At 70.0% G+C, this 18,567-nt stretch carries 19 protein-coding genes; 9 read left to right on the plus strand and 10 right to left on the minus strand.

Features of this window, described 5'->3' with window-relative positions; all coding sequences use genetic code 11:
- Positions 1–15: 15 nt before the first annotated feature.
- Both ACIBQ1_RS12790 and ACIBQ1_RS12795 read right to left on the minus strand, forming a co-directional pair.
- Complete coding sequence (locus tag ACIBQ1_RS12790; RefSeq protein WP_397276992.1) at positions 16–393, minus strand: STAS domain-containing protein; 378 nt, start codon at positions 391–393, stop codon at positions 16–18.
- A gap of 174 nt (positions 394–567) precedes the next feature.
- Positions 568–804: a hypothetical protein gene (locus ACIBQ1_RS12795; protein ID WP_397276994.1), complete on the minus strand. Its 237-nt coding sequence runs from the start codon at positions 802–804 to the stop codon at positions 568–570.
- A 395-nt stretch (positions 805–1,199) separates the two neighbouring features.
- Here ACIBQ1_RS12795 and ACIBQ1_RS12800 point away from each other — a divergent pair, with 395 nt between their 5' ends.
- The 3 genes from ACIBQ1_RS12800 (at position 1,200) to ACIBQ1_RS12810 (ending at position 3,962) form a co-directional block, all read left to right on the plus strand.
- Positions 1,200–2,300 carry a helix-turn-helix domain-containing protein gene (locus ACIBQ1_RS12800; protein WP_397276995.1) on the plus strand — a complete coding sequence of 367 codons (1,101 nt, stop codon included), beginning with the start codon at positions 1,200–1,202 and terminating at the stop codon, positions 2,298–2,300.
- Positions 2,290–3,435 carry a hypothetical protein gene (locus ACIBQ1_RS12805; protein ID WP_397276996.1) on the plus strand — a complete coding sequence of 382 codons (1,146 nt, stop codon included), beginning with the start codon at positions 2,290–2,292 and terminating at the stop codon, positions 3,433–3,435. The genes ACIBQ1_RS12800 and ACIBQ1_RS12805 overlap by 11 nt, the downstream gene beginning before the upstream one ends.
- 74 nt (positions 3,436–3,509) lie before the next feature.
- Positions 3,510–3,962 carry a GNAT family N-acetyltransferase gene (locus ACIBQ1_RS12810; RefSeq protein WP_397276997.1) on the plus strand — a complete coding sequence of 151 codons (453 nt, stop codon included), beginning with the start codon at positions 3,510–3,512 and terminating at the stop codon, positions 3,960–3,962.
- A 59-nt stretch (positions 3,963–4,021) separates the two neighbouring features.
- Here ACIBQ1_RS12810 and ACIBQ1_RS12815 read toward each other — a convergent pair whose 3' ends face one another.
- The 6 genes from ACIBQ1_RS12815 to ACIBQ1_RS12840 form a co-directional block, all read right to left on the minus strand.
- Positions 4,022–5,773 carry a DEAD/DEAH box helicase gene (locus ACIBQ1_RS12815; protein WP_397276998.1) on the minus strand — a complete coding sequence of 584 codons (1,752 nt, stop codon included), beginning with the start codon at positions 5,771–5,773 and terminating at the stop codon, positions 4,022–4,024.
- A gap of 124 nt (positions 5,774–5,897) precedes the next feature.
- Complete coding sequence (locus ACIBQ1_RS12820; protein ID WP_397276999.1) at positions 5,898–6,845, minus strand: hypothetical protein; 948 nt, start codon at positions 6,843–6,845, stop codon at positions 5,898–5,900.
- An 82-nt stretch (positions 6,846–6,927) separates the two neighbouring features.
- Positions 6,928–8,310, minus strand: a complete 1,383-nt coding sequence (locus ACIBQ1_RS12825; protein WP_397277000.1) for an MFS transporter — start codon at positions 8,308–8,310, stop codon at positions 6,928–6,930.
- A 25-nt stretch (positions 8,311–8,335) separates the two neighbouring features.
- Entirely contained in the window at positions 8,336–9,214 is an 879-nt protein-coding gene (locus ACIBQ1_RS12830) for a zinc metalloprotease (RefSeq protein ID WP_397277002.1), read from the minus strand.
- Between the two features lie 79 nt (positions 9,215–9,293).
- Positions 9,294–9,557: a DUF3039 domain-containing protein gene (locus ACIBQ1_RS12835; RefSeq protein WP_397277004.1), complete on the minus strand. Its 264-nt coding sequence runs from the start codon at positions 9,555–9,557 to the stop codon at positions 9,294–9,296.
- Positions 9,558–9,671: 114 nt separating this feature from the next.
- On the minus strand, positions 9,672–11,267 hold the full coding sequence (locus tag ACIBQ1_RS12840) for a DHA2 family efflux MFS transporter permease subunit (RefSeq protein ID WP_397277006.1): 1,596 nt from the start codon (positions 11,265–11,267) through the stop codon (positions 9,672–9,674).
- A 149-nt stretch (positions 11,268–11,416) separates the two neighbouring features.
- On the opposite strand from ACIBQ1_RS12840, the gene ACIBQ1_RS12845 reads away from it, so the two are divergent.
- Positions 11,417–12,034, plus strand: coding sequence for a TetR family transcriptional regulator (locus ACIBQ1_RS12845; RefSeq protein ID WP_397277008.1), 618 nt, complete (start codon positions 11,417–11,419; stop codon positions 12,032–12,034).
- A 9-nt stretch (positions 12,035–12,043) separates the two neighbouring features.
- Here ACIBQ1_RS12845 and ACIBQ1_RS12850 read toward each other — a convergent pair whose 3' ends face one another.
- Entirely contained in the window at positions 12,044–12,622 is a 579-nt protein-coding gene (locus ACIBQ1_RS12850) for a YqgE/AlgH family protein (protein WP_355393904.1), read from the minus strand.
- A 132-nt stretch (positions 12,623–12,754) separates the two neighbouring features.
- On the opposite strand from ACIBQ1_RS12850, the gene ACIBQ1_RS12855 reads away from it, so the two are divergent.
- Positions 12,755–13,243 (plus strand): hypothetical protein, encoded by a 489-nt coding sequence (locus tag ACIBQ1_RS12855; RefSeq protein WP_397277010.1) that lies wholly within the window; start codon positions 12,755–12,757, stop codon positions 13,241–13,243.
- A gap of 1 nt (position 13,244) precedes the next feature.
- On the opposite strand, the gene ACIBQ1_RS12860 is transcribed toward ACIBQ1_RS12855, so the two are convergent.
- On the minus strand, positions 13,245–13,865 hold the full coding sequence (locus ACIBQ1_RS12860; RefSeq protein WP_397277012.1) for a TetR/AcrR family transcriptional regulator: 621 nt from the start codon (positions 13,863–13,865) through the stop codon (positions 13,245–13,247).
- A gap of 159 nt (positions 13,866–14,024) precedes the next feature.
- On the opposite strand from ACIBQ1_RS12860, the gene ACIBQ1_RS12865 reads away from it, so the two are divergent.
- From ACIBQ1_RS12865 to ACIBQ1_RS12880, 4 genes are read left to right on the plus strand one after another with little or no spacing between them, the layout of a single operon-like run.
- The gene (locus ACIBQ1_RS12865) at positions 14,025–14,777 is read left to right on the plus strand and encodes an IclR family transcriptional regulator (protein ID WP_397277014.1); all 753 of its coding nucleotides are present in this window, start codon (positions 14,025–14,027) and stop codon (positions 14,775–14,777) included.
- 56 nt (positions 14,778–14,833) lie between these two features.
- Positions 14,834–16,306 (plus strand): glycerol kinase GlpK, encoded by a 1,473-nt coding sequence (glpK, locus tag ACIBQ1_RS12870; protein WP_397277016.1) that lies wholly within the window; start codon positions 14,834–14,836, stop codon positions 16,304–16,306.
- An 11-nt stretch (positions 16,307–16,317) separates the two neighbouring features.
- Positions 16,318–17,868 carry an FAD-dependent oxidoreductase gene (locus ACIBQ1_RS12875; RefSeq protein WP_397277018.1) on the plus strand — a complete coding sequence of 517 codons (1,551 nt, stop codon included), beginning with the start codon at positions 16,318–16,320 and terminating at the stop codon, positions 17,866–17,868.
- A gap of 36 nt (positions 17,869–17,904) precedes the next feature.
- The gene (locus tag ACIBQ1_RS12880) at positions 17,905–18,396 is read left to right on the plus strand and encodes a hypothetical protein (protein ID WP_397277020.1); all 492 of its coding nucleotides are present in this window, start codon (positions 17,905–17,907) and stop codon (positions 18,394–18,396) included.
- The last annotated feature ends 171 nt before the right edge of the window (positions 18,397–18,567 follow it).

The raw sequence follows: 18,567 nt of genomic DNA on the forward strand, positions 1-18,567 counted from the left end.
GGCCGGGGCCGCGCCTCAGGGCTTGGCCACGGCGAGCCTCAGCGCGTCGTCGAGCCGCGCGAAGACCTCGAACGCGTGCCGCAGCCCGGTGATCGACAACACCCTGGCCACGACACCCTGGACCCCTCCGAGCAGCAGCCGGGTCCCTCTCGACTCGCACCGCTGCATGACGCCGACGAGCTCGTTCATCCCCATGGAGTCGCAGAACGAGAGCTCGCCCAGGTCCAGGATCAGGAAGGGCTTGGGGGGAAGGGCCCAGACGGGTTCGAGGTGCTCGCGCAGCACCTGCAGGGCGTTGACGTCGAGCTCGCCCTCGAGCTTGACGATGATGGCGTTTCGAGAGAGGCCGGAAGTCACGCTCAGCGTCGGCTTTCTGGTGACCTCAGACGACATGGGCAAAGTCCTTCTGCGTATCCCGAGACAAGCCAAGAGTGGTTGTTGCCTCTTCCGTCGAGTTTCTAACAGATGGGCACCGATCTGTGGCCAAACGCACAGAGTCACCCATCGTCACTGACGACCGGCCCGCGCGCAGCGCCGGGGGGCGGAGCGCCGCGCGCGACGGCTCCCTCAGGCTGCCCCGAAGGTGATCACATAGGCGGCGAGCAGCACGGACAGGATGATCACCAGGACTCCCGTGCCGCTGATCACCATGACGACGCTCGTCCGCTTCACCATCCAGCGGATGGCCGCCGCTGCCAGTGTGATCAAGGTCGTCAGGAGGAAGAGGGTCAGGGCCCTGGTATCGGTTGATGTGGGCATTGGTGTGAGCATTGCCACCGAGAGGTGGAGGGCTAGTGTGGTCATGAAGGTTTTCCCTGGTGCGGAGACGCGCTCTGACAGAAACCTCGCCTGCGGGCACCTCCGCCGATGATTGGGCTCGTCGCGGGGGTGTCCGTTGTCTTTCTGCGTGGGGGATGCCGCTCCTGCCGGGTGTGGCTCAACGGTCCCTCGTCATGAACCACCTCCACCCATATTCAGCTAACTTCAGTGAACCTTCTCTAATTAGAGGTTTACCCTGACTGAACCGCCCTATTCGTACGCAGCGGTGACAGCTGAATGGTTAGACTGGTGGCTCTTGTGCTCACTGATTGGCGCAGGTTGGCTGTTCTGTTAGGCCTTAGCTGCGGATTCTTCATCGATTCCGCCGCCAGGTTGATGTTCACTAGAGATTACTGAAGTTCACCACCAATGGGGCTGGCATGAGCGGCGTCAATTCCGCGCTGGCGCGCCGATTGCGCGAGCTGCGTGAGAGCCACTGGCCTGACCTGCGCGTCACCCAGGCGCAGTTGCGTGACGCGTTCCAGGTCAGCGTCGCGCTGATCTCGTCATGGGAGTCGGCTCATGCGAGCAAGATCCCGCCCTTACACCGGCTGGAGAAGTACGCCGCGTTCTTCGCGACCAAGCGGTCGATCTCCAACGGGGCTGCCCGCGTGCTCCCCGTGTCCGACCTGACACCGGGCGAGCAGGAAGAGCACGGTCATCTGCTCGCCGAGCTGAAGCGGCTGCGCCAGACCGCGCTGAGGTCGCAGGCGTCGGGCGAGGGCGCCGAGCCGGCGGCGGCGGCGCGGGACGCGTTCCAGGCGGGCCCCTGGCACTTCCGCGACGGGGAGCCGATCACCGTCATCTGCTCGCAGGTGCCCGAGAAGGACCGGGCCAGGATCCCGTACGCGGACCCGTCGAGCCCCGACTACATACAGCTGTACAAGTACTCGGACCTCGACTCCCTCTTCGAATTGTGGGGTCATCTCCGGGCCGCGAATCCCCGCAGCCCGGTGAAGCTGGTCGCCACCGAAGAACTGCGTTCCGACGACCTGACGACACACGTCGTGCTCCTGGGCGGCGTCGACTACAACGCGCTGACCGGGGCCGTGCTCGCGCAGGCCGAACTCCCCGTGCGGCAGGTGCCCGACTGGGAGGGGGAAAGGGGTCCGTATTTCGAGGTCGATGAGGGGGGCGACACGCGCAGGCACTACACCGTCACCACCGGGTCCGGCGATAATCTGCAACTCCTTGAGGACGTCGGGTTCTTCTACCGCGGCGTCAATCCCGACAATGTCGAGCGCACGTTGACCATTTGCAATGGGATGTACGGCAGAGGCGTCTACGGTGCGGTGCGGGCCCTGACCGACGAGCGATTCCGCGACCGCAACGCCCTCTATCTGCGGGCACGTTTCGGCACCGCCGCGGCGTACAGCATTCTCACGCGGGTGAGGATCAGGGACCGCGTGGTCGTCACGCCTGATTGGACCCTGGACACGTTCCGGCTGCATGAGTGGTCGGAGCCCTCGGATGGCGACTGAGACCGGATCGGAGCATCATCACGGCTCCCACAGGGATCTGATCGAGGTCTACCCGAAGGTCGCGGAGTCCGGGCGCGTCGACGCCATCGTCGTGCCGACCATCAGGCACCCGCGCTGGCTGAACCACGCGATCCGGCTGGCGGTCGCCCTGGGCTGCCCCCTCGTGACCCTCCACAGCAAGTGGAGCAAACCGGGCCTGGCCGGCCAGCTGATGCCGGCCGGCCTGCCGTTCGTCTCCGTCGACATCGAGGACGCGGCCCGGCTCAACCTGCCGGACTTCGCGACGACGGCCCTGCTGAAGGGCACGCCGTTCGCCCGCGCGACCGACCTCAGCGCCAAGCGCAACACGGGCCTGCTCCTGGCCCGCCTGATGGGCTGGCGGCGCATCGTCTTCCTGGACGACGACATCGAGGTCGGCGGGCACGAGGAGGTCGCGCACGCGGCCGCCCTGCTCGACTCCTACGACGCCGTGGGCATGCACATCGGCGGCTACCCGGACAACTCGGTGGTGTGCCACGCCCACCGGCTGACCGGGGGGCACCAGGAGTCGTTCGTGGGCGGCGGCGCGCTGGCCGTCGAGACGATCCGCGCCCCCTCGTTCTTCCCGAACATTTACAACGAGGACTGGTTCTACCTGCTGGGCGAGAAATCGGTGCGCCCGCTCGCGGTCACGGGGATGGTGAAGCAGCGCCCGTACGACCCTTTCGACCGCCCCATCCGCGCGCGGGACCAGGAGCTCGGCGACGTGCTGGCCGAGGGCGTCTACTGGCTGCTCGACGGGGGCGAGGGCACGGGCTGGCAGGGCGCCGTCGACCCGGCGTACTGGGTGGGGTTCCTCGACAGGCGCGGTGACTTCGTCAAGGACGTGCTGCGCCGCGTGAGAGAGCTCCCGCCGGGCGCGACCACCAACCGCCGGGCCATGGAGGAGTCCCTGCTGGCCGCGCTGGGCCGGCTCAACCGCATCACGCCGCAGTTCTGCGTGGCCTACCTCGAGGCGTGGGCCGCGGACCGCGAGCAGTGGGCCGACCACTTCGCCAAGATCCCGCAACTCGGGCCCAGCGTGGCGGATGCCATGAAATGGCTGGTCAGACCAGGTGCAGAACAATTGCGCCAGTGGACCTCATTTGATTCATAAGAGGGCGAACCGGGAATCTGTCGTCCGTGGGGCCACGTGACATCCGCCAGGCTGTCCATACGGACCTCCCTGCCATGGCCGGCTCGCTCGGGCAGGAGGCCTACTTCGCCGACCGGCTCGCCAGGCAGGACTCCGGTCACGGGGTCCTGCTCGTCGCTTGGGAGAACGGGGTCGCGGTCGGCGACGTCTACATGTGGCTGGGGCCGGCGGAGGAGCCGGAGCTGCGTGCGCACTTACCGGGAGTGGCGCTGCTCACGCACCTGGAGGTCGTGCCCTGGATGCGCAACCAGGGCATCGGCACCGCGCTGCTCTGGGCCGCCGAGGAGCGGCTCCTGGCCGACGGCCACGACCAGGTCGCCCTCGGCGTGGGCCTGGACAACCCCGACGCGCTGAGGTTGTACGTGCGCCGCGGCTACGCCGAATGGCCGCATGGCGAGGTGGCCACCACCGACGTCGTCTACCACCCCAACGGCGGGCTCGAACTCCGGCCCGAGCTGTGCCGCATCCTCGTCAGAAAGCTCGGCTGACCACCCCACCGGCGCGTCGCCGGCCGGCCCGCCCGCCAACCACGTTCCCGATGGTTCGGCTAGCGGCGCTGGGTGGCCCAGCGGCGGATGGTGTCGATCCGCTCCTGGATCTGCTCCGCCGTCGCCTGCGCGATCGGGGGCCCGCCGCACGAACGGCGCAGCTCCGAGTGGATGACCCCGTGCGGCTGGCCCGTGCGATGGTTCCACGCGCCCACCAGGCCGTTGAGCTCGCGCCGCAGCTCGGCGATCTGCTCGTGCGGCGCCAGCGTCTCGCGCGGCTGCTCCTCCGCCTGCTTGCGCCTGGCCGCCTGCTGGTCGGACTGCCGCTTGCGCAGCAGCGTCGCCACCTGGTCGGGCTCCAGCAACCCGGGCAGGCCGAGGAAGTCCTCCTCCTCCGCCGAGCCGACCGCCGCCCCGGTGCCGAACTCGCCGCCGTCGAACAGCACCCGGTCGAAGGTGGCCGAGGTCTCCATCGTCTCGAACGGGAGCTCGTCACCCAGGACGTCGGGATTGTCCTTCTGGCGGTTGGCCTGCTCAAGGAGGCTGTCGTCGAGCCCGTCCTCGGGAGGCCGCTTGTTGAGCACGTGGTCGCGCTCGACCTCCATCTCGTTGGCCAGCCCCATGAGCGTGGGCACCGAGGGGAGGAAGACCGAGGCAATCTCGCCGCGCTTCCTGGCCCGCACGAAGCGGCCCACGGCCTGGGCGAAGAAGAGCGGGGTCGAGGTCGAGGTGGCATAGACGCCCACGCACAGGCGGGGGATGTCGACGCCCTCCGACACCATGCGCACGGCCACCAGCCAGCGGTCCTGCGAGGCCGCGAACTGCTTGATCTTCTTCGACGCGCCGGGGTCGTCGGAGAGGACCACGGTGGCGCCCTCGCCGGTGATGTTGCGCAGGTGGCGGGCATAAGCCCGGGCGGTCTCGTGGTCGGTGGCGATGACCAGGCCGCCCGCGTCGGGCACGCCCCTGCGCACCTCCGTGAGCCGCCGGTCGGCCGCCTGCATGACCTGGCGGATCCAGTCGCCCTTGGGGTCGAGCGCGGCCCGCCACGCCTGCGAGAGCTGGTCCTTGGTGAGCGGCGTGCCGAGCGTCGCGGCGATCTCGTCGCCGGCCCGCGTGCGCCACTTCATCTCGCCCGAGTAGGCCAGGAAGATGACCGGGCGCACGACGCCGTCGTCGAGCGCGGGGCCGTAGCCGTAGGAGTAGTTGGCGACGCTGCGCTTGAGGCCCTCGGCGTCCTCCTCGTAGTCGACGAACGGGATCGGGTTGTCGTCGGACCTGAACGGCGTGCCGGTGAGCTGGAGGCGGCGCGTGGCGGGCTCGAACGCCTCGCTCACGCCGTCGCCCCACGACTTGGCGTCGCCCGCGTGGTGGATCTCGTCGAAGATCACCAGCGTCTTGCGCGCCTCCGTGCGCGCCCGGTGCAGCGCGGGGTGCATGGCGACCTGCGCGTACGTCACCGCGACCCCGGTGTAGTCGCGCGAGGTCGTGCCCTGGCTGTTCTTGAACTCGGGGTCGATGCCGATGCCGACCCGCGCGGCGGCGTCGGCCCACTGCCGCTTGAGGTGCTCCGTGGGCGTGACGATCGTGATCGACCTGATCACGCCGTTGGCGATCAGCTCGCTGGCGATGCGCAGGGCGTAGGTCGTCTTGCCCGCGCCCGGGGTCGCCACGGTGAGGAAGTCGCGCGGCTCGCGCCTGAAGTAGAGGTCGAACGCCTCCTGCTGCCACGCACGGAGCTTCGGGGCGGTGCCCCATGCGGCTCGGTCGGGATAGGAAGGCGAAAGATGGGACGCGGCGAAGGTGCTCACCGCATCACCTCTGGGGTTCGTGTGCTTCGCTCTCTCACAGTGACCCGATAGTAATCGGGCCCACCGACAAGACGTGCCGGGAGCCGAGGATTCTGGCCAAGGTCTTCCTCACGTGCTATGCGGCTTATCCGATTTCCGTCATGACCGCGTCGAGTGCTTGTCTGCGTGCGGTTTCCTCGGGTTGGAGCAGTCCGAGGAGCATGACCGCGGAGCCCTGGCGAGTGAGCAGCGTCACTCTCAGGAACGCCGGCCGGTTGACCACATCCTGATATTCCGCCCGCAGCGCCCGGGTGTGGCCCCCGGGGAGCTCCTTGTCCTCGACCACGGTCACCCGGTCGCCTTTGAGCAGCAGCCTGGAGTAGAGCTCCGCCGCCTCCGCCGTGGCCTTCTTGGCGTCCTCCACGGCCCCCGGGACCGGCCTGGCCATGACGAGCCCGCCGTCGCCGTCCCTGACCACGGAGGTGAACCCGGTCACGGGCGCCACCGCCCCCTGGCTCCACCCCTGCGGCAGCGTCACCGACACCTTGGCCAGGGAGTCGCTCAGCCGCCCGCTCTCCACCGACGGCGCCGTGATCCGCAGCACCACGACGGTCGCCCCCGCCACCAGGCCCACGCCCGTCAGGAGGGCTGCCGACACGACCGCCCACCGCCGCAGCGACCGCCCGGACACGCCCGCGCGCCGCCCGGGGTCCACCGGGGAGCCGTAGAGCCGCGCGGCCGGGGGGAGCGAGTCCCAGGGCTCGAACTCGCGGTCCAGGCCGTACTCGGCGGTCCTGCGGATCTGCGGGTTCCACGCCCTGCCGGGTTCGGGCGGGCCGGGCTCGGGGTCCAGGGGATCCGGATCGCCGGGGTCGAGGTCCAGGGGGTCGGGCACGCCGCGGATCGGATCCGGGCCGCGCGGGCGGGCCTCCCGCCGTGCCGGCTCCTGGGCGGGGTCGGGCACGGCCTCAAGAGGGCCCGTACGCCCCCGCCGCGGCTCCTCCCCGTACGGCGGGCCCCACGCGTACCGCGGAGGAGTGCGGCGATGCCTGGGACCGGGTTGAGGCGGCCAGACGCGGCGATCATCCTCCATAGCACCTCCCTGTCCGCTGTCCTATCACTCCACGCGGCAGGGGGCAGGAGAACTGTGATCGGTGTGACAGGAGGGGCGGAATTCAGCGGGTGCGTCCGGCGAGCAGCGTGGCGCCGAGGGCGATGGCGGCCATGAGGAGCGAGATCACGACGAACCCGGTGGCGATCTCGGCCGGGGCGTGCCCGATCAGGTTGACCAGCGCGCCCGCCACCCCGATCGCCAGCGCGGACCCGAGCATGTCCGTGACGGACAGGGCGGCGGAGTTCGCCCCCTGCTCGTTCACCGGGGACTGCCGCAGCGCGGTGACGCTGACCGTGGTCATGCCGAACCCCATCCCGAAACCGGCCACGATCCACGCCGGAACCGCGATCCACCCGGTCACCCCGGGAAGGACGCAGAGCATGCAGATCAGGATCGCGGCGGTGACGCACCCGGCCCCCAGCCGGATCCGCTTGTACGCCTCTCCGGCCCGCCTGCTCTGCAGGAACGACCCCGCGGACCACCCCAGCGCCCCGGTCGTCAGCGCGACCCCGGCGAGCTTGAGGTCGAAGGACTTCACCTCCTGCAGCGCCAGCGGGATGAAGGAGTTCACGCCGAAGAAGGCGGCCGAGAAGATCCCGCGCATCAGCACGGTCGTGGGCAGCCCGCGCGCGAACCGCAGCGCGCCGGGAGGCAGCAGCCGGTACAGCCCGTAGATCAGGAACGCCAGGCCCGCGACGGTCTCCACGGCCCCCGTCACGGGCTGTCTGTGCAGGAGGTCCACGCCCTGCAGCAGCGCCCCGGCCCCGCCCGCCGTGGCGGTGGCGGCCAGCGTCATCGCGACCGGCCTGGAGCGCGGCCCCTGCGACGGCTCATGGGACGAGGACGGCATGCGCAGCGCGGGCACGAGCATCACCAGCGCGGGCACGACCAGCGGGATGATCCCGTAGAAGACGTACCGCCAGCCCCACTGCACGGCCACGAACCCGGCCACGGCCGGCCCCACCATGGCGGGCACCACCCAGGCCGCGGAGACGGCCGCGAAGACCTTGGGCCGCAGGCCCTCCGGATAGACCCGCGCGATCATCACGAGCAGCGCCACGATCGAGGCGCCCGCGCCCAACCCCTGCACGGCCCGCGCCACGAGGAACAGCGCCGCCGAGTGCGCCGCCCCGGCCAGCGCCATCCCGGCCACGAACAGCACGACCCCCACCAGGAACGGCAGCTGGTAGCCCCGGCGGTCCGACCAGAGCCCCGCCACCACGTTCGCGAACAGGCTGGCGATGAGGAAGGCCGAGAAGCTGATCCCGTACAGGTCGAGGGCGTTCAGTTCGCGGGCCACCGCCGGCATGACGACGCCGACCGACATCCCTTCGAAGGCGACCAACGTGATCACCAGGACGATGCCGACCGTCGCGGTGCGGTATTCGGGGCTGAGGATGCGGGTGGATTCGTAGGGAGTGTCGAGTGCCTTCGGTCCTGTCACCCACACATCGTAATTTGCCGGAAATCTAGGCAGCAGGAGTGTTTCGGTACACCGCCCACATCTGGTGCATGCGCTCCGCCTGCCCCGTGGTGAACTCCGACATGCACTTGTCGTGCGCGTAGTCCATGAAGTTGTGCGCCGGGTCCGCGCCGGGGTGCTGCGCGCAGGTGTCCTTGTCGGCCGGGCAGGCCTCGGTCGGCCTGGCCTCCATCGGGGTGTCGCCGATGCCGTCGCCGGGCAGCTCGCAGCCGTTCTCGAACGTGTGGAAGAGGCCGAGCCAGTGCCCGATCTCGTGCACGCCGGTGAAGCCGCGGTTGTAGTTGCTCATCGCGCCGCCGGGCAGGCTGCGCCAGTCGATCACGACGCCGTCGAGCCTGGGCGTCTCGTGATACCAGTACGGGTAGCTGGCGAAGCCCAGCATCTGCTCGCTGAGCTGGGCGATGTAGAGGTTGAGCGTGTCGGCGCCGCCCTGGTGCAGCGCCACCTTCATGGCCCGCTCGTTGCCGACGGGGTCGTTGAACCACAGGGCGTTGTCGGTGACCGAGATGCCGTCGAGGCGGAAGCGCACGCCGGTGCCCACGCCTCCGTAGGTGCCGCCGTACGCGGAGTTGAGCACGTCGATCTGGGCGTTGACGTCCTGGTCGGTCACCTTGCGCTCACCGCGCGTGATGACGTGCACCCGCGTCGGCACGGTGATCTGGGTCGGCGTCGTGACGCCGGCGAGGCGCTTGCCCAGCTCGATCAGGACCTTGGCCACGTCTTCCGGCTTGGGCGAGCGCGGCCCCGTCCTGCGGGGCGTGTAGCCCACGCAGCGCGACGCCTGCGCCGCCTCGGTGCGGAGCGGCGGCGTGAACCCGACCGCGAGCAGCCATGCCAACGAGACGGCGGTCGCGCGCCGGACCATGCAATCCCCCACATTACGATCTGAGCTGGTCTGGCTACCGACCGTAGCTTGACCTGGGGAGATTACCGGTCAGCAACACTCACTGCTTCTTGTCGCCGCCGTCGCCGCCACCCGGGGGCAGGCCCTCGTAGATCTCCTTGCACTCCGGGCAGACCGGGTATTTCTTGGGGTCTCGGCTGGGCACCCAGACCTTGCCGCACAGGGCCCGGATCGGGGTGCCCGTGACCATGCTCTCGGTGATCTTGTGCTTGTCCGCGTAGTGCGCGAACCGCTCGTGATCGCCGTCGCCGTGCGACGTCCGCGGCGTGGTCTCCTGCTCTGGGAGGATCTTCGTGGTGCTCACTCCACAGAGTTTATGCCCGACCGCGGCCAGGTCCCCACAAAGCGACACGGCCCCCGCCGCGTGGCGGGGCCGTGTCGTGAGATCGGGCCCGGAGGTCAGGCCCGGAGGTCAGGCTCAGCCCATGTGGACGGGCGCGCCCTCGGTCTTCCTGCCGGCCTTGACGAACAGCGTCAGCACGGCGGTCAGCAGCGCGATGCCGGTGCTGACCAGGAAGGCCACGTGCATGCCGTCCATGAAGGCGCTGTGCACGGCGTTGCCGATCTGCTCCGGCACGCCGGGCGGGACGGCGCCGAACGCGGCGGCCTTCTCCAGCCCCGTCATCTGGGCGGGCGGGATGGCCTGGGCCGCCGGGCCGAGGTAGCCGGGCAGCTTGTCGGAGATCTCGCCGGCCATCACGGCGCCCAGGATCGCGGTGCCGAGCGCGCCGCCCACCTGCATGGCCGACTGCTGCACGCCACCCGCCACGCCGGTCAGGTTGACCGGGGCGTTGCCCACGATGATCTCCGTGGCGCCCACGAACACCGGCGACATGCCGAAGGCCAGCAGCAGGAACGGGATGCCGCTCTCGATGAACGACGCGTCGATGCTGAGCTGGGACATGAGGAACATCGAGAAGGCGGTGATCACCAGACCCGTCGCCATCGTGATCTTCGGTCCGAGCCTGCCGATCGCCATGCCCGCCAGCGGCGAGGCGACGATCATGCCGGCGCTCATCGGCAGCATGCGCAGGCCCGCCTCCAGCGGGGACAGGCCGTGCACGCCCTGGAAGAAGAAGCCGAGGAAGAACATCGCGCCGAACATGGCGAACGCGACCATCATCATCAGCACGGTGCCGATGGAGATCGAGGCGTTCTTGAACAGCGACAGCGGCACCAGCGGCTGGCTCGCCCTGCTCTGCCAGAAGATGAACGCGCCGATCAGCACCACGAACAGCGCCGCGAAGGTCAGCGTCGTGCTGTCGCCCCAACCCCATTCGGGGGCCTTGATGATCGTCCAGACGAGCGAGAACATCGCGCCGGACAGCAGCAGCACGCCGAGCCAGTCGATCCGCGCCATCGTCTGCGCGCGGCTGTCCTTGATCAGGATGGTGCCGAGGACGAGGGCGGCCAGGCCGACGGGGGCGTTGATGAAGAAGACCGTCTGCCAGCTCGCGTTCTCGACCAGCAGGCCGCCCACGATCGGGCCGGCGGCGCTGGACAGGCCGATGATCGCACCCCAGGCGCCCATAGCCTGGTTGAGCCGCTCACCCGGGAACGCTCCACGCAGCAGAGCGAGGGCGGCCGGCTGGAGCAGCGCGCCGAACAGGCCCTGCAGCACCCGCAGGGCGATCAGCGCGCCCACCGGGGAGAGGCCGGGAATGATGTCGGCCAGCTGGGCGCTGAGTCCGATGCCCACCGAGGAGACGGCGAAGCCCGCCACGCCGATCAGGAAGACCCGCTTGTGCCCGAACAGGTCGCCGAGCTTGCCGGCGGTGATCAGGAACACCGCCAGGGCCAGCAGGTAACCGCTGGTCACCCACTGCAGGTCGGACAGCGAGGCCTTGAGGTCAGCCTGGATGGACGGGTTGGCGATGCCGACGACCGTGCCGTCGAGCATGACCATGATGACGCCCAGGCTGACCGCCAGCAGCACGAGCCAAGGATTGCCGCCGGCCCCCGTTTTCGCCGGGCCGTGCGATGACGGCGCGTCCACCGCCTTCGCGTGAGCCATGAAGTCCCCCAAAGTACACGAACAGCCCCATAAAGGGCATAGGTCTCGTAAGCCTCAGGTAATCTATGGCAGTCGATGACAAATGACAAACGGGTTTTATTCGTCGTCCTATGACTTATGGCACACTGTGACAGAAAGGTTTCGAGGGAGTGACTGCTGTGGGTCTGCGGGAGCGCAAGAAGGAGAAGACGCGACTGGCGATCCTGGACGCCGCGCTCGATCTCTTTGTCGAACAAGGATACGAGTCGACCACCGTGGAGCAGATCGCGGGGGCGGTCGAGATCTCCCCGCGCACCTTCTTCCGCTACTTCAACAGCAAGGATCACCTGGTGCTGTGGTTCCACGACCACAGCGAGGAGATCATGCTCGGGACGCTGGCGTCCCGCCCGCCGGACGAGTCGTCCTTCACCTCGCTCATGCACGCCATGCGCGCGGTCCTGGGTGATCTGGAGAGCTCAACGCCCGAGGACCGGGCGAGGTTCCTGAAGCTGCGGCGGCTCATGGAGGACCACCCGAGGCTGGTGGGCATGTCGGTGGCCAGGGGCGCGGCCACCGAGCGCCACCTCGTCGAGGTGATCGCCGCCCGCAGGGGCGTGAACCCCGACGAGGACATGCTCACGCCCTTGATCGTGGCGTTCGCCTCGTGCACCCTGCGCGTCGGCTTCGAGTGCCCGCGCCGCGACAGCGACCTGGCGGACATCACGCAGCGGATGGCGGAGACCATCGAACTGGCCGAGCGCTCGCTGCGGCCAGGCTGGGACCGCTAGCCCGACCGGCTAGTTCATCGTCGGGTCCTCCGGGCAGGTCGCCACGAAGGCCAGCTCGCCGGGCTGGCGCCGCAGCACGTGCCGCCAGAGCGCGCGGGGATCCGCGTGGAAGGTGTCGCCGGCCTCCGAGTCGACCACGTACCAGGCGCCTTCGGCGATCTCGCTCTCCAGCTGGCCCGACGACCAGCCGGCGTACCCCGCGAAAATGCGCATCTGCGCGATCTCCCCCTGCAGGATCTCGGGCGGCGCGTCCAGATCCACCGTGCCGAGCCTGGAAACGGCGGGGGTGCCCGCGTGCAGCCTGCGCCAGCCGAGCGGCTCCTCTCCGCTGGGGACCGCCGCCAGCGCGAGCGCGCTGTCGGTCTGTACGGGCCCGCCCTCGAAGAGCACGGAAGGCCCGGTCACGAGCGGATCCCACACGGGGAGCACCTGGGTCACGGAGATGTCGCTCGGCCTGTTGAGCACCACACCCAGGGTGCCGCCGTCGTGGTCGTGTTCGAGGATCAGCACGACGCTACGCCGGAAGTTGGGGTCGTCGAGAAGCGGCGTCGCCACCAACAAACCGCCGACGTAGATCGCTTCCGCCATACCTCCATCATGAAGGGTTCGCGGAGCTCGCGCTCCCCCAGCGCGTCGATGTTACTTTTCGCGGTCACATGGGCACCTTACGTATCAAAGATCACGCGCTGGGGGGAGCTCATGCATATCAGGACACGTCTCGTGCTGGCCGCACTCCCGGTGTGCGCGACCCTGTTCCTCCCCAAGAGCGCGGAGGCGTGGCCCTGGCCCGACGACCACGGCGACCCGTTCACGATGACCGTGGACGACGTCCACTGCCGCTCGGGGCGCGCGTCCGTCACCTTGCACAACCTGACCCAGCAGCTCGCGCCCTTCGACGTCCAGGCCGACGGGGTCAGCGTGGCGACCGGCTCCATCCCGGCCCGCAAGACGATCGTCAGGCACGTACCGGTGGGCAAGGGCAGCACCGCGGAGGTCGAGGCGTACTCGGTGGCCGAGAAGCAGCGGAACACCCTCATCCACTCCACCCGCGTCAAGAACGACTGCCCCTGGGGCCACCACCTCCGCAACCTCCCCTTCACCGGCCCGCCCGCCGACCTCATGGCCAAGCTGGCGACGGCGGGCGGCCTGATCGTGATGGGCGGCATCCTGTGGTGGTACGGCTCCATCTGGCCGCGTTCGCACCCGTGAGCTAGGACTCCTCCACGACGAACGCGCCGGCCCTGGCGGCGGCCAGCGTGCGTGCCACGGACCGCTCGGCGTCCACCTCGGTCACCGGCTCCCTGGTGACCACGAGCCGGTAGTAGAGCGGGGCGGAGATCGCGCGGATCACCTCCGCGCCGTCGGTGCCCCCGGGCAGCTCGCCCCGCTTGACCGCCAGGTGCACGACGTTGGCCCACTCCTCGATCCTGCGCTCGTAGAAGGCGCGCAGCGCGCCGGCGGCCTGCTCGTCACTGGTCGCGGCGGCGATCACCGCCTGGAACGTGGCACCGAGCCGCCCGTCGTTGATCGCCTCCAGCACGGACAGCGCGTTGGCCCGCAGGTCGGCCTCGACGCCGCCCGTGTCGGCGTGGGGCGTGGACTGGTTGGCCAGCTCGATCATGAGGTCCGTGACCAGGCCCGCCCTGCTCCCCCAGCGCCGGTAGACCGTGGTCTTGCCGACGCCCGCCCTGGCCGCCACCTGGTCCATGGTCAGGCCATGGAAGCCGTGCTCGACCAGCTCGTCCTGCGTGGCCTCCATGACGGCCGCGCGCACCCGCGCCGTGCGGCCCCCGGGGCGCACGGTTCCCGCCGAACGGGAAGGTTGGTCCATCTAGTCTCCTTGTCGCAACGTTCCATTTTAACGGAACTGTCATCCCATTAAGGATTGACGGCGCATTTCCCCCACCTTCTGGACGCTGCCGCGCCAAGATCGGTTCCATCCCCGCACCCGTTCGGCATTACCGAACAGAACTGCGCTAGTGTGCGGGTTGTGGGAGAGACGATTCAGTCGGTCGAGCGGGCGGCCGCGATCCTGAGGCTGCTCGCCTCGGGTCCGCGTCAGCTCGGGGTGGCCGAGCTGGCCAGGGCGCTGGGCCTGCCCAAGGGCACGCTGCACGGCATCCTGCGCACGCTGGTCCACGTCGGGTTCGTGGAACAGGACCCGGCGAGCGGCAAGTACCGGCTCGGCGCCACGCTGCTCCACCTGGGCAGCAGCTATCTCGACGTCAACGAGCTGCGCACCCGCGCCATCAACTGGGCCGACGCCCTGGCGGGGCGCAGCAGGGAGAGCGCCTGGATCGGCACCCTCCACGAGGGGCACGTGCTGGTGATCCACCACGTGTTCCGGCCCGACGACAGCATGCAGACCCTCCAGGTGGGCACGTACCTGCCGACGCACGCCAGCGCGCTCGGCAAGGTCCTGCTCGCCCACGACCCGTACGGCGAGCCGCCCGCGCCGCCGCTGCAGCCGTACACGAAGAACACGATCGTCGACCCGGCGGCGCTGGAGAAGGAGCTCGGCCTGGTCAGGACGCGCGGCTGGGCCGCCGAGACGGAGGAGCTCACCGAGGGCGAGGTGGCCATCGCCGCGCCCATCAAGGACCCGCGCGGCCTCGTGGTGGGCGCCATCGGCATCCGCGGCGCCGTCGAGCGGCTGGCCGCAGACGGCGCCCTGCACATGGAGTTCGTCTCGTACGTACGGGACGCCGCCCGCGCGATCACCCGCTCACTTGAACATCCCTAGGGCCAGGAAATAGCATTCGTTCGGCATTGCCGAACCAGAACCAAGCGAGGAACCCCGTGCCTCGACCTCAATACGTCGCAGCCATCGACCAGGGCACCACGTCCAGCCGCTGCATCGTCTTCGACCAGGCCGGCAACATCATCTCCGTCGCCCAGCGCGAGCACCGCCAGATCTTCCCCAAGCCCGGCTGGGTGGAGCACGACGCGGCCGAGATCTGGCAGGCCGTGCAGGGCGTGCTGGCCGAATCCGTCGGCGGCGCCGGCATCGAGGACGGCCAGATCGCCGCGCTGGGCATCACCAACCAGCGCGAGACCACCGTGCTGTGGGAGCGGGCGACCGGCCGGCCCGTCTGTCCCGCGATCGTCTGGCAGGACACCCGCACGGACCAGCTGACCCGGGCGCTGGCCGAGCACGAGGGACTGTTCAAGGAGAAGGCGGGGCTGCCGCTGACGACGTACTTCTCCGGGCCGAAGATCCGCTGGCTGCTGGACGCCTATGGGCTGCGGGAGCGGGCCGAGCGCGGCGAGGTGCTGTTCGGCACGATGGACAGCTGGCTGCTGTGGAACCTCACCGGCCGCCACATCACCGACGTGACCAACGCCAGCCGCACCATGCTGATGAACATCCACACGCTGGCCTGGGACGACGAGCTGCTCGCCGCGCTGGGCGTGCCCCGCGCGATGCTGCCGGAGATCCGCCCGTCCGCCGAGGTCTACGGGCACACCGCGGCGGGCGTCCCCGTCGCCTCGGCGCTCGGCGACCAGCAGGCGGCGCTGTTCGGCCAGACGTGCTTCGCGCCCGGCGAGACCAAGAGCACCTATGGCTCCGGCAGCTTCCTGCTGATGAACACCGGCCATGAGCCCGTCGTCTCCAAGCACGGCCTGCTGACCACGGTCGGCTACCAGATCGGCGAGGGCCCGGCCACCTACGCGCTGGAGGGCGCTATCGCGGTCACCGGGTCGCTGGTGCAGTGGCTGCGTGACAACCTGGGCCTGATCTCCAGCGCGGCCGAGATCGAGACGCTGGCCAGGACGGTCGACGACAACGGCGGCTGCTACTTCGTACCGGCCTTCTCGGGGCTGTTCGCGCCGCACTGGCGCTCGGACGCGCGCGGCGTGATCGCGGGGCTGACCGGGTTCGTCACCAAGGGGCACATCGCGCGGGCCGTGCTGGAGGCCACGGCGTGGCAGACCCGCGAGGTGGTGGACGCGATGAACGCCGACTCGGGGCTCGACCTGAGCACGTTGCGCGCCGACGGCGGCATGACCGCGAACAACCTGCTCATGCAGACCCTCGCCGACGTGCTCGCGGTGCCGGTGATCCGGCCCATGGTGGCCGAGACGACCGCCCTGGGCGCCGCCTACGCCGCCGGGCTGGCGACCGGCTACTGGCCCGACATCGACAGCCTGCGCGCCAACTGGCACAAGGCCGCCGAGTGGCACCCGGACATCGACGAGGCCGCGCGCGAGCACGAATACCGCAACTGGAAGAAGGCCGTGGCCCGGACCCTCGACTGGGTCGAGCAGTAGGGAGTGGGGCAATGAGGACGACGACCGCCGCCGACCGCGCGGAGACCCGTGAGGAGCTCTCGCGCACCGCCTACGACCTGCTCGTGGTCGGCGGTGGCATCCTCGGCACGTCTGTGACCTGGATGGCCGCGCAGGCCGGGCTGCGGGTGGCGATGGTCGACGCGGGCGACTTCGCCGGCGCGACCTCCAGCGCCTCCTCCAAGCTGGTCCACGGGGGGCTGCGTTACCTGCAGACCGGCAACGTCAGGCTCGTCGCCGAGAACCACCGCGAGCGCCGCGCCCTGGCCGCCGACATCGCGCCGCACCTGGTCAAGCCGCTGACGTTCCTGGTGCCGATCTACAAGGGCGGGCCGCACGGTGCGGCCAAGCTGGGCGCCGGGGTGTTCCTGTATTCGGCGCTGTCGGTGTTCGGCGACGGCATGGGCAAGGTGATCACGCCCCAGCAGGCCCTGTCCAAGGTGCCCGCCCTGCGTACCGAGGGCCTGCGGGCCGCCGCCGTCTACGGCGACCACCAGATGAACGACAGCCGCGTCGCGGTCATGACCGTGCGGGCCGCCGTGGACGCGGGCGCCGTCGTGCTCAACCACGCCGAGGTCGTCGGGCTGCGCACGACGGGCGGCACGGTCACGGGGGCCGACCTGCGCGACCGGCTCGACGGGGCCGAGTTCGGGGTGTCCGCCCGGCTCGTCCTGAACGCCACCGGGCCCTGGGTGGACCACCTGCGGCGCATGGAGGACCCGGACGCCGCGCCGAGCATCCGGCTGTCCAAGGGGGCCCACCTGGTGCTGCGCCGCCACGAGCCCTGGAAGGCGGCGCTGACCACGCCGATCGACAAGTACCGGGTGTCGTTCGCCATCCCGTGGGAGGACCACCTGCTGCTCGGCACCACGGACGAGGCGTACGAGGGCGATCCCGGCGGGGTGGGCGCCACCGAGGCCGACATCGCGCAGATCCTCGACGAGGCCGGCCACTCCGTGCGCGACGCCCAGCTCAGGCGCGAGGACATCACCTACGCCTTCGCCGGGCTGCGCGTGCTGCCCGGCGGCCCCGGTGAGGTGACGGCCGCCAAGCGGGAGACCGTGGTGACCCGGGGCTCGGGCGGCATGCTCTCGGTGGCGGGCGGCAAGTGGACCACCTACCGTCACATCGGCCGGCACGTCCTCGACACGCTCGCCCACCTGCCGGGGCGCCCTTTGGGCGACGATCTGGCCGACATCCTGCCCGCCGTCCCCCTCCCTGGGCTGGCCAGCCCCGACGCGGTGGCCCTGCGGCTGTGGACCGACCGTGACCCGGGCACGCGCATGGACCCGCTGGTGGCCAGGCACCTGGCCGGCCACTACGGGTCGATCGCGTTCGACCTGGCCCGGCTCATCCGCGAGGACCCCTCTCTCGGCGAGCGCATCCACCCGGACGGCCCCGACATCTGGGCCCAGGCGGTCTACGCGCGCGACCGCGAGTGGGCCGCCACGGTGGACGACGTCGTACGCCGCCGCACGACGCTCACGGTGCGCGGGCTCGACACGCCCGACGTACGCGACCGCATCGCCGCCCTGCTCACCTGACCCGGATCTGGGCAGGGGGTAGTCATGTGCACTCCGATGAACGAAGCCCTGCTCAGGCACTTCCGCGACCTGCGTGACGGCGACCACGGAGGGGCCGTCACCCGGGAGGAAAAGGAACGTGTGTTCGCCATGGCGGCCGAACTGCTCGACCCGGTGGCGCGCAGGGCACTCGACGAGATCAACACCGACCTGCTGCTCGGCACCGGCGAGGTGGTCGCCAGCGGGGTCACCCGGTCGCGCGAGGGCGGACTCAACGCGATGTGGTCGCTGACGTGGGCGGAGCAGCGCGCCACCCACAACCAGCCGATCGCGATCGTCGCCCATTACGGCTGCGACTTCCACCACCCGCACCTGCGGGGCAACACGGTCGGGGACTGGCCGCTGAACGTCTTCAACCCGGTGGACGCCGAGGCCCAGCTCGACACGCTACGGGTGATCGCCACCGCCGACGCCCACAACCTGGTCTTCCAGGAGAGCTACCACCTCATCCCGGCCATCACCGCCCAGGCCCCGAACCAGCCCGCCTGACACCGCTCCGGCCGACCGCTCCACGGGGGACGCGACGGCCCGAACGGACACCACCGAACGGGCGCACCACCGGCCACCGGACGCCCACGCCTCCGGGCGGACGCGACCATCCGACGGGCACCTCGCCGCACGCGCGCCACCTGCGAATCACGGGTCAACCACGCCCCGCCA

This window comes from Nonomuraea sp. NPDC050153, from assembly GCF_044460125.1.
Taxonomy (GTDB): domain Bacteria; phylum Actinomycetota; class Actinomycetes; order Streptosporangiales; family Streptosporangiaceae; genus Nonomuraea.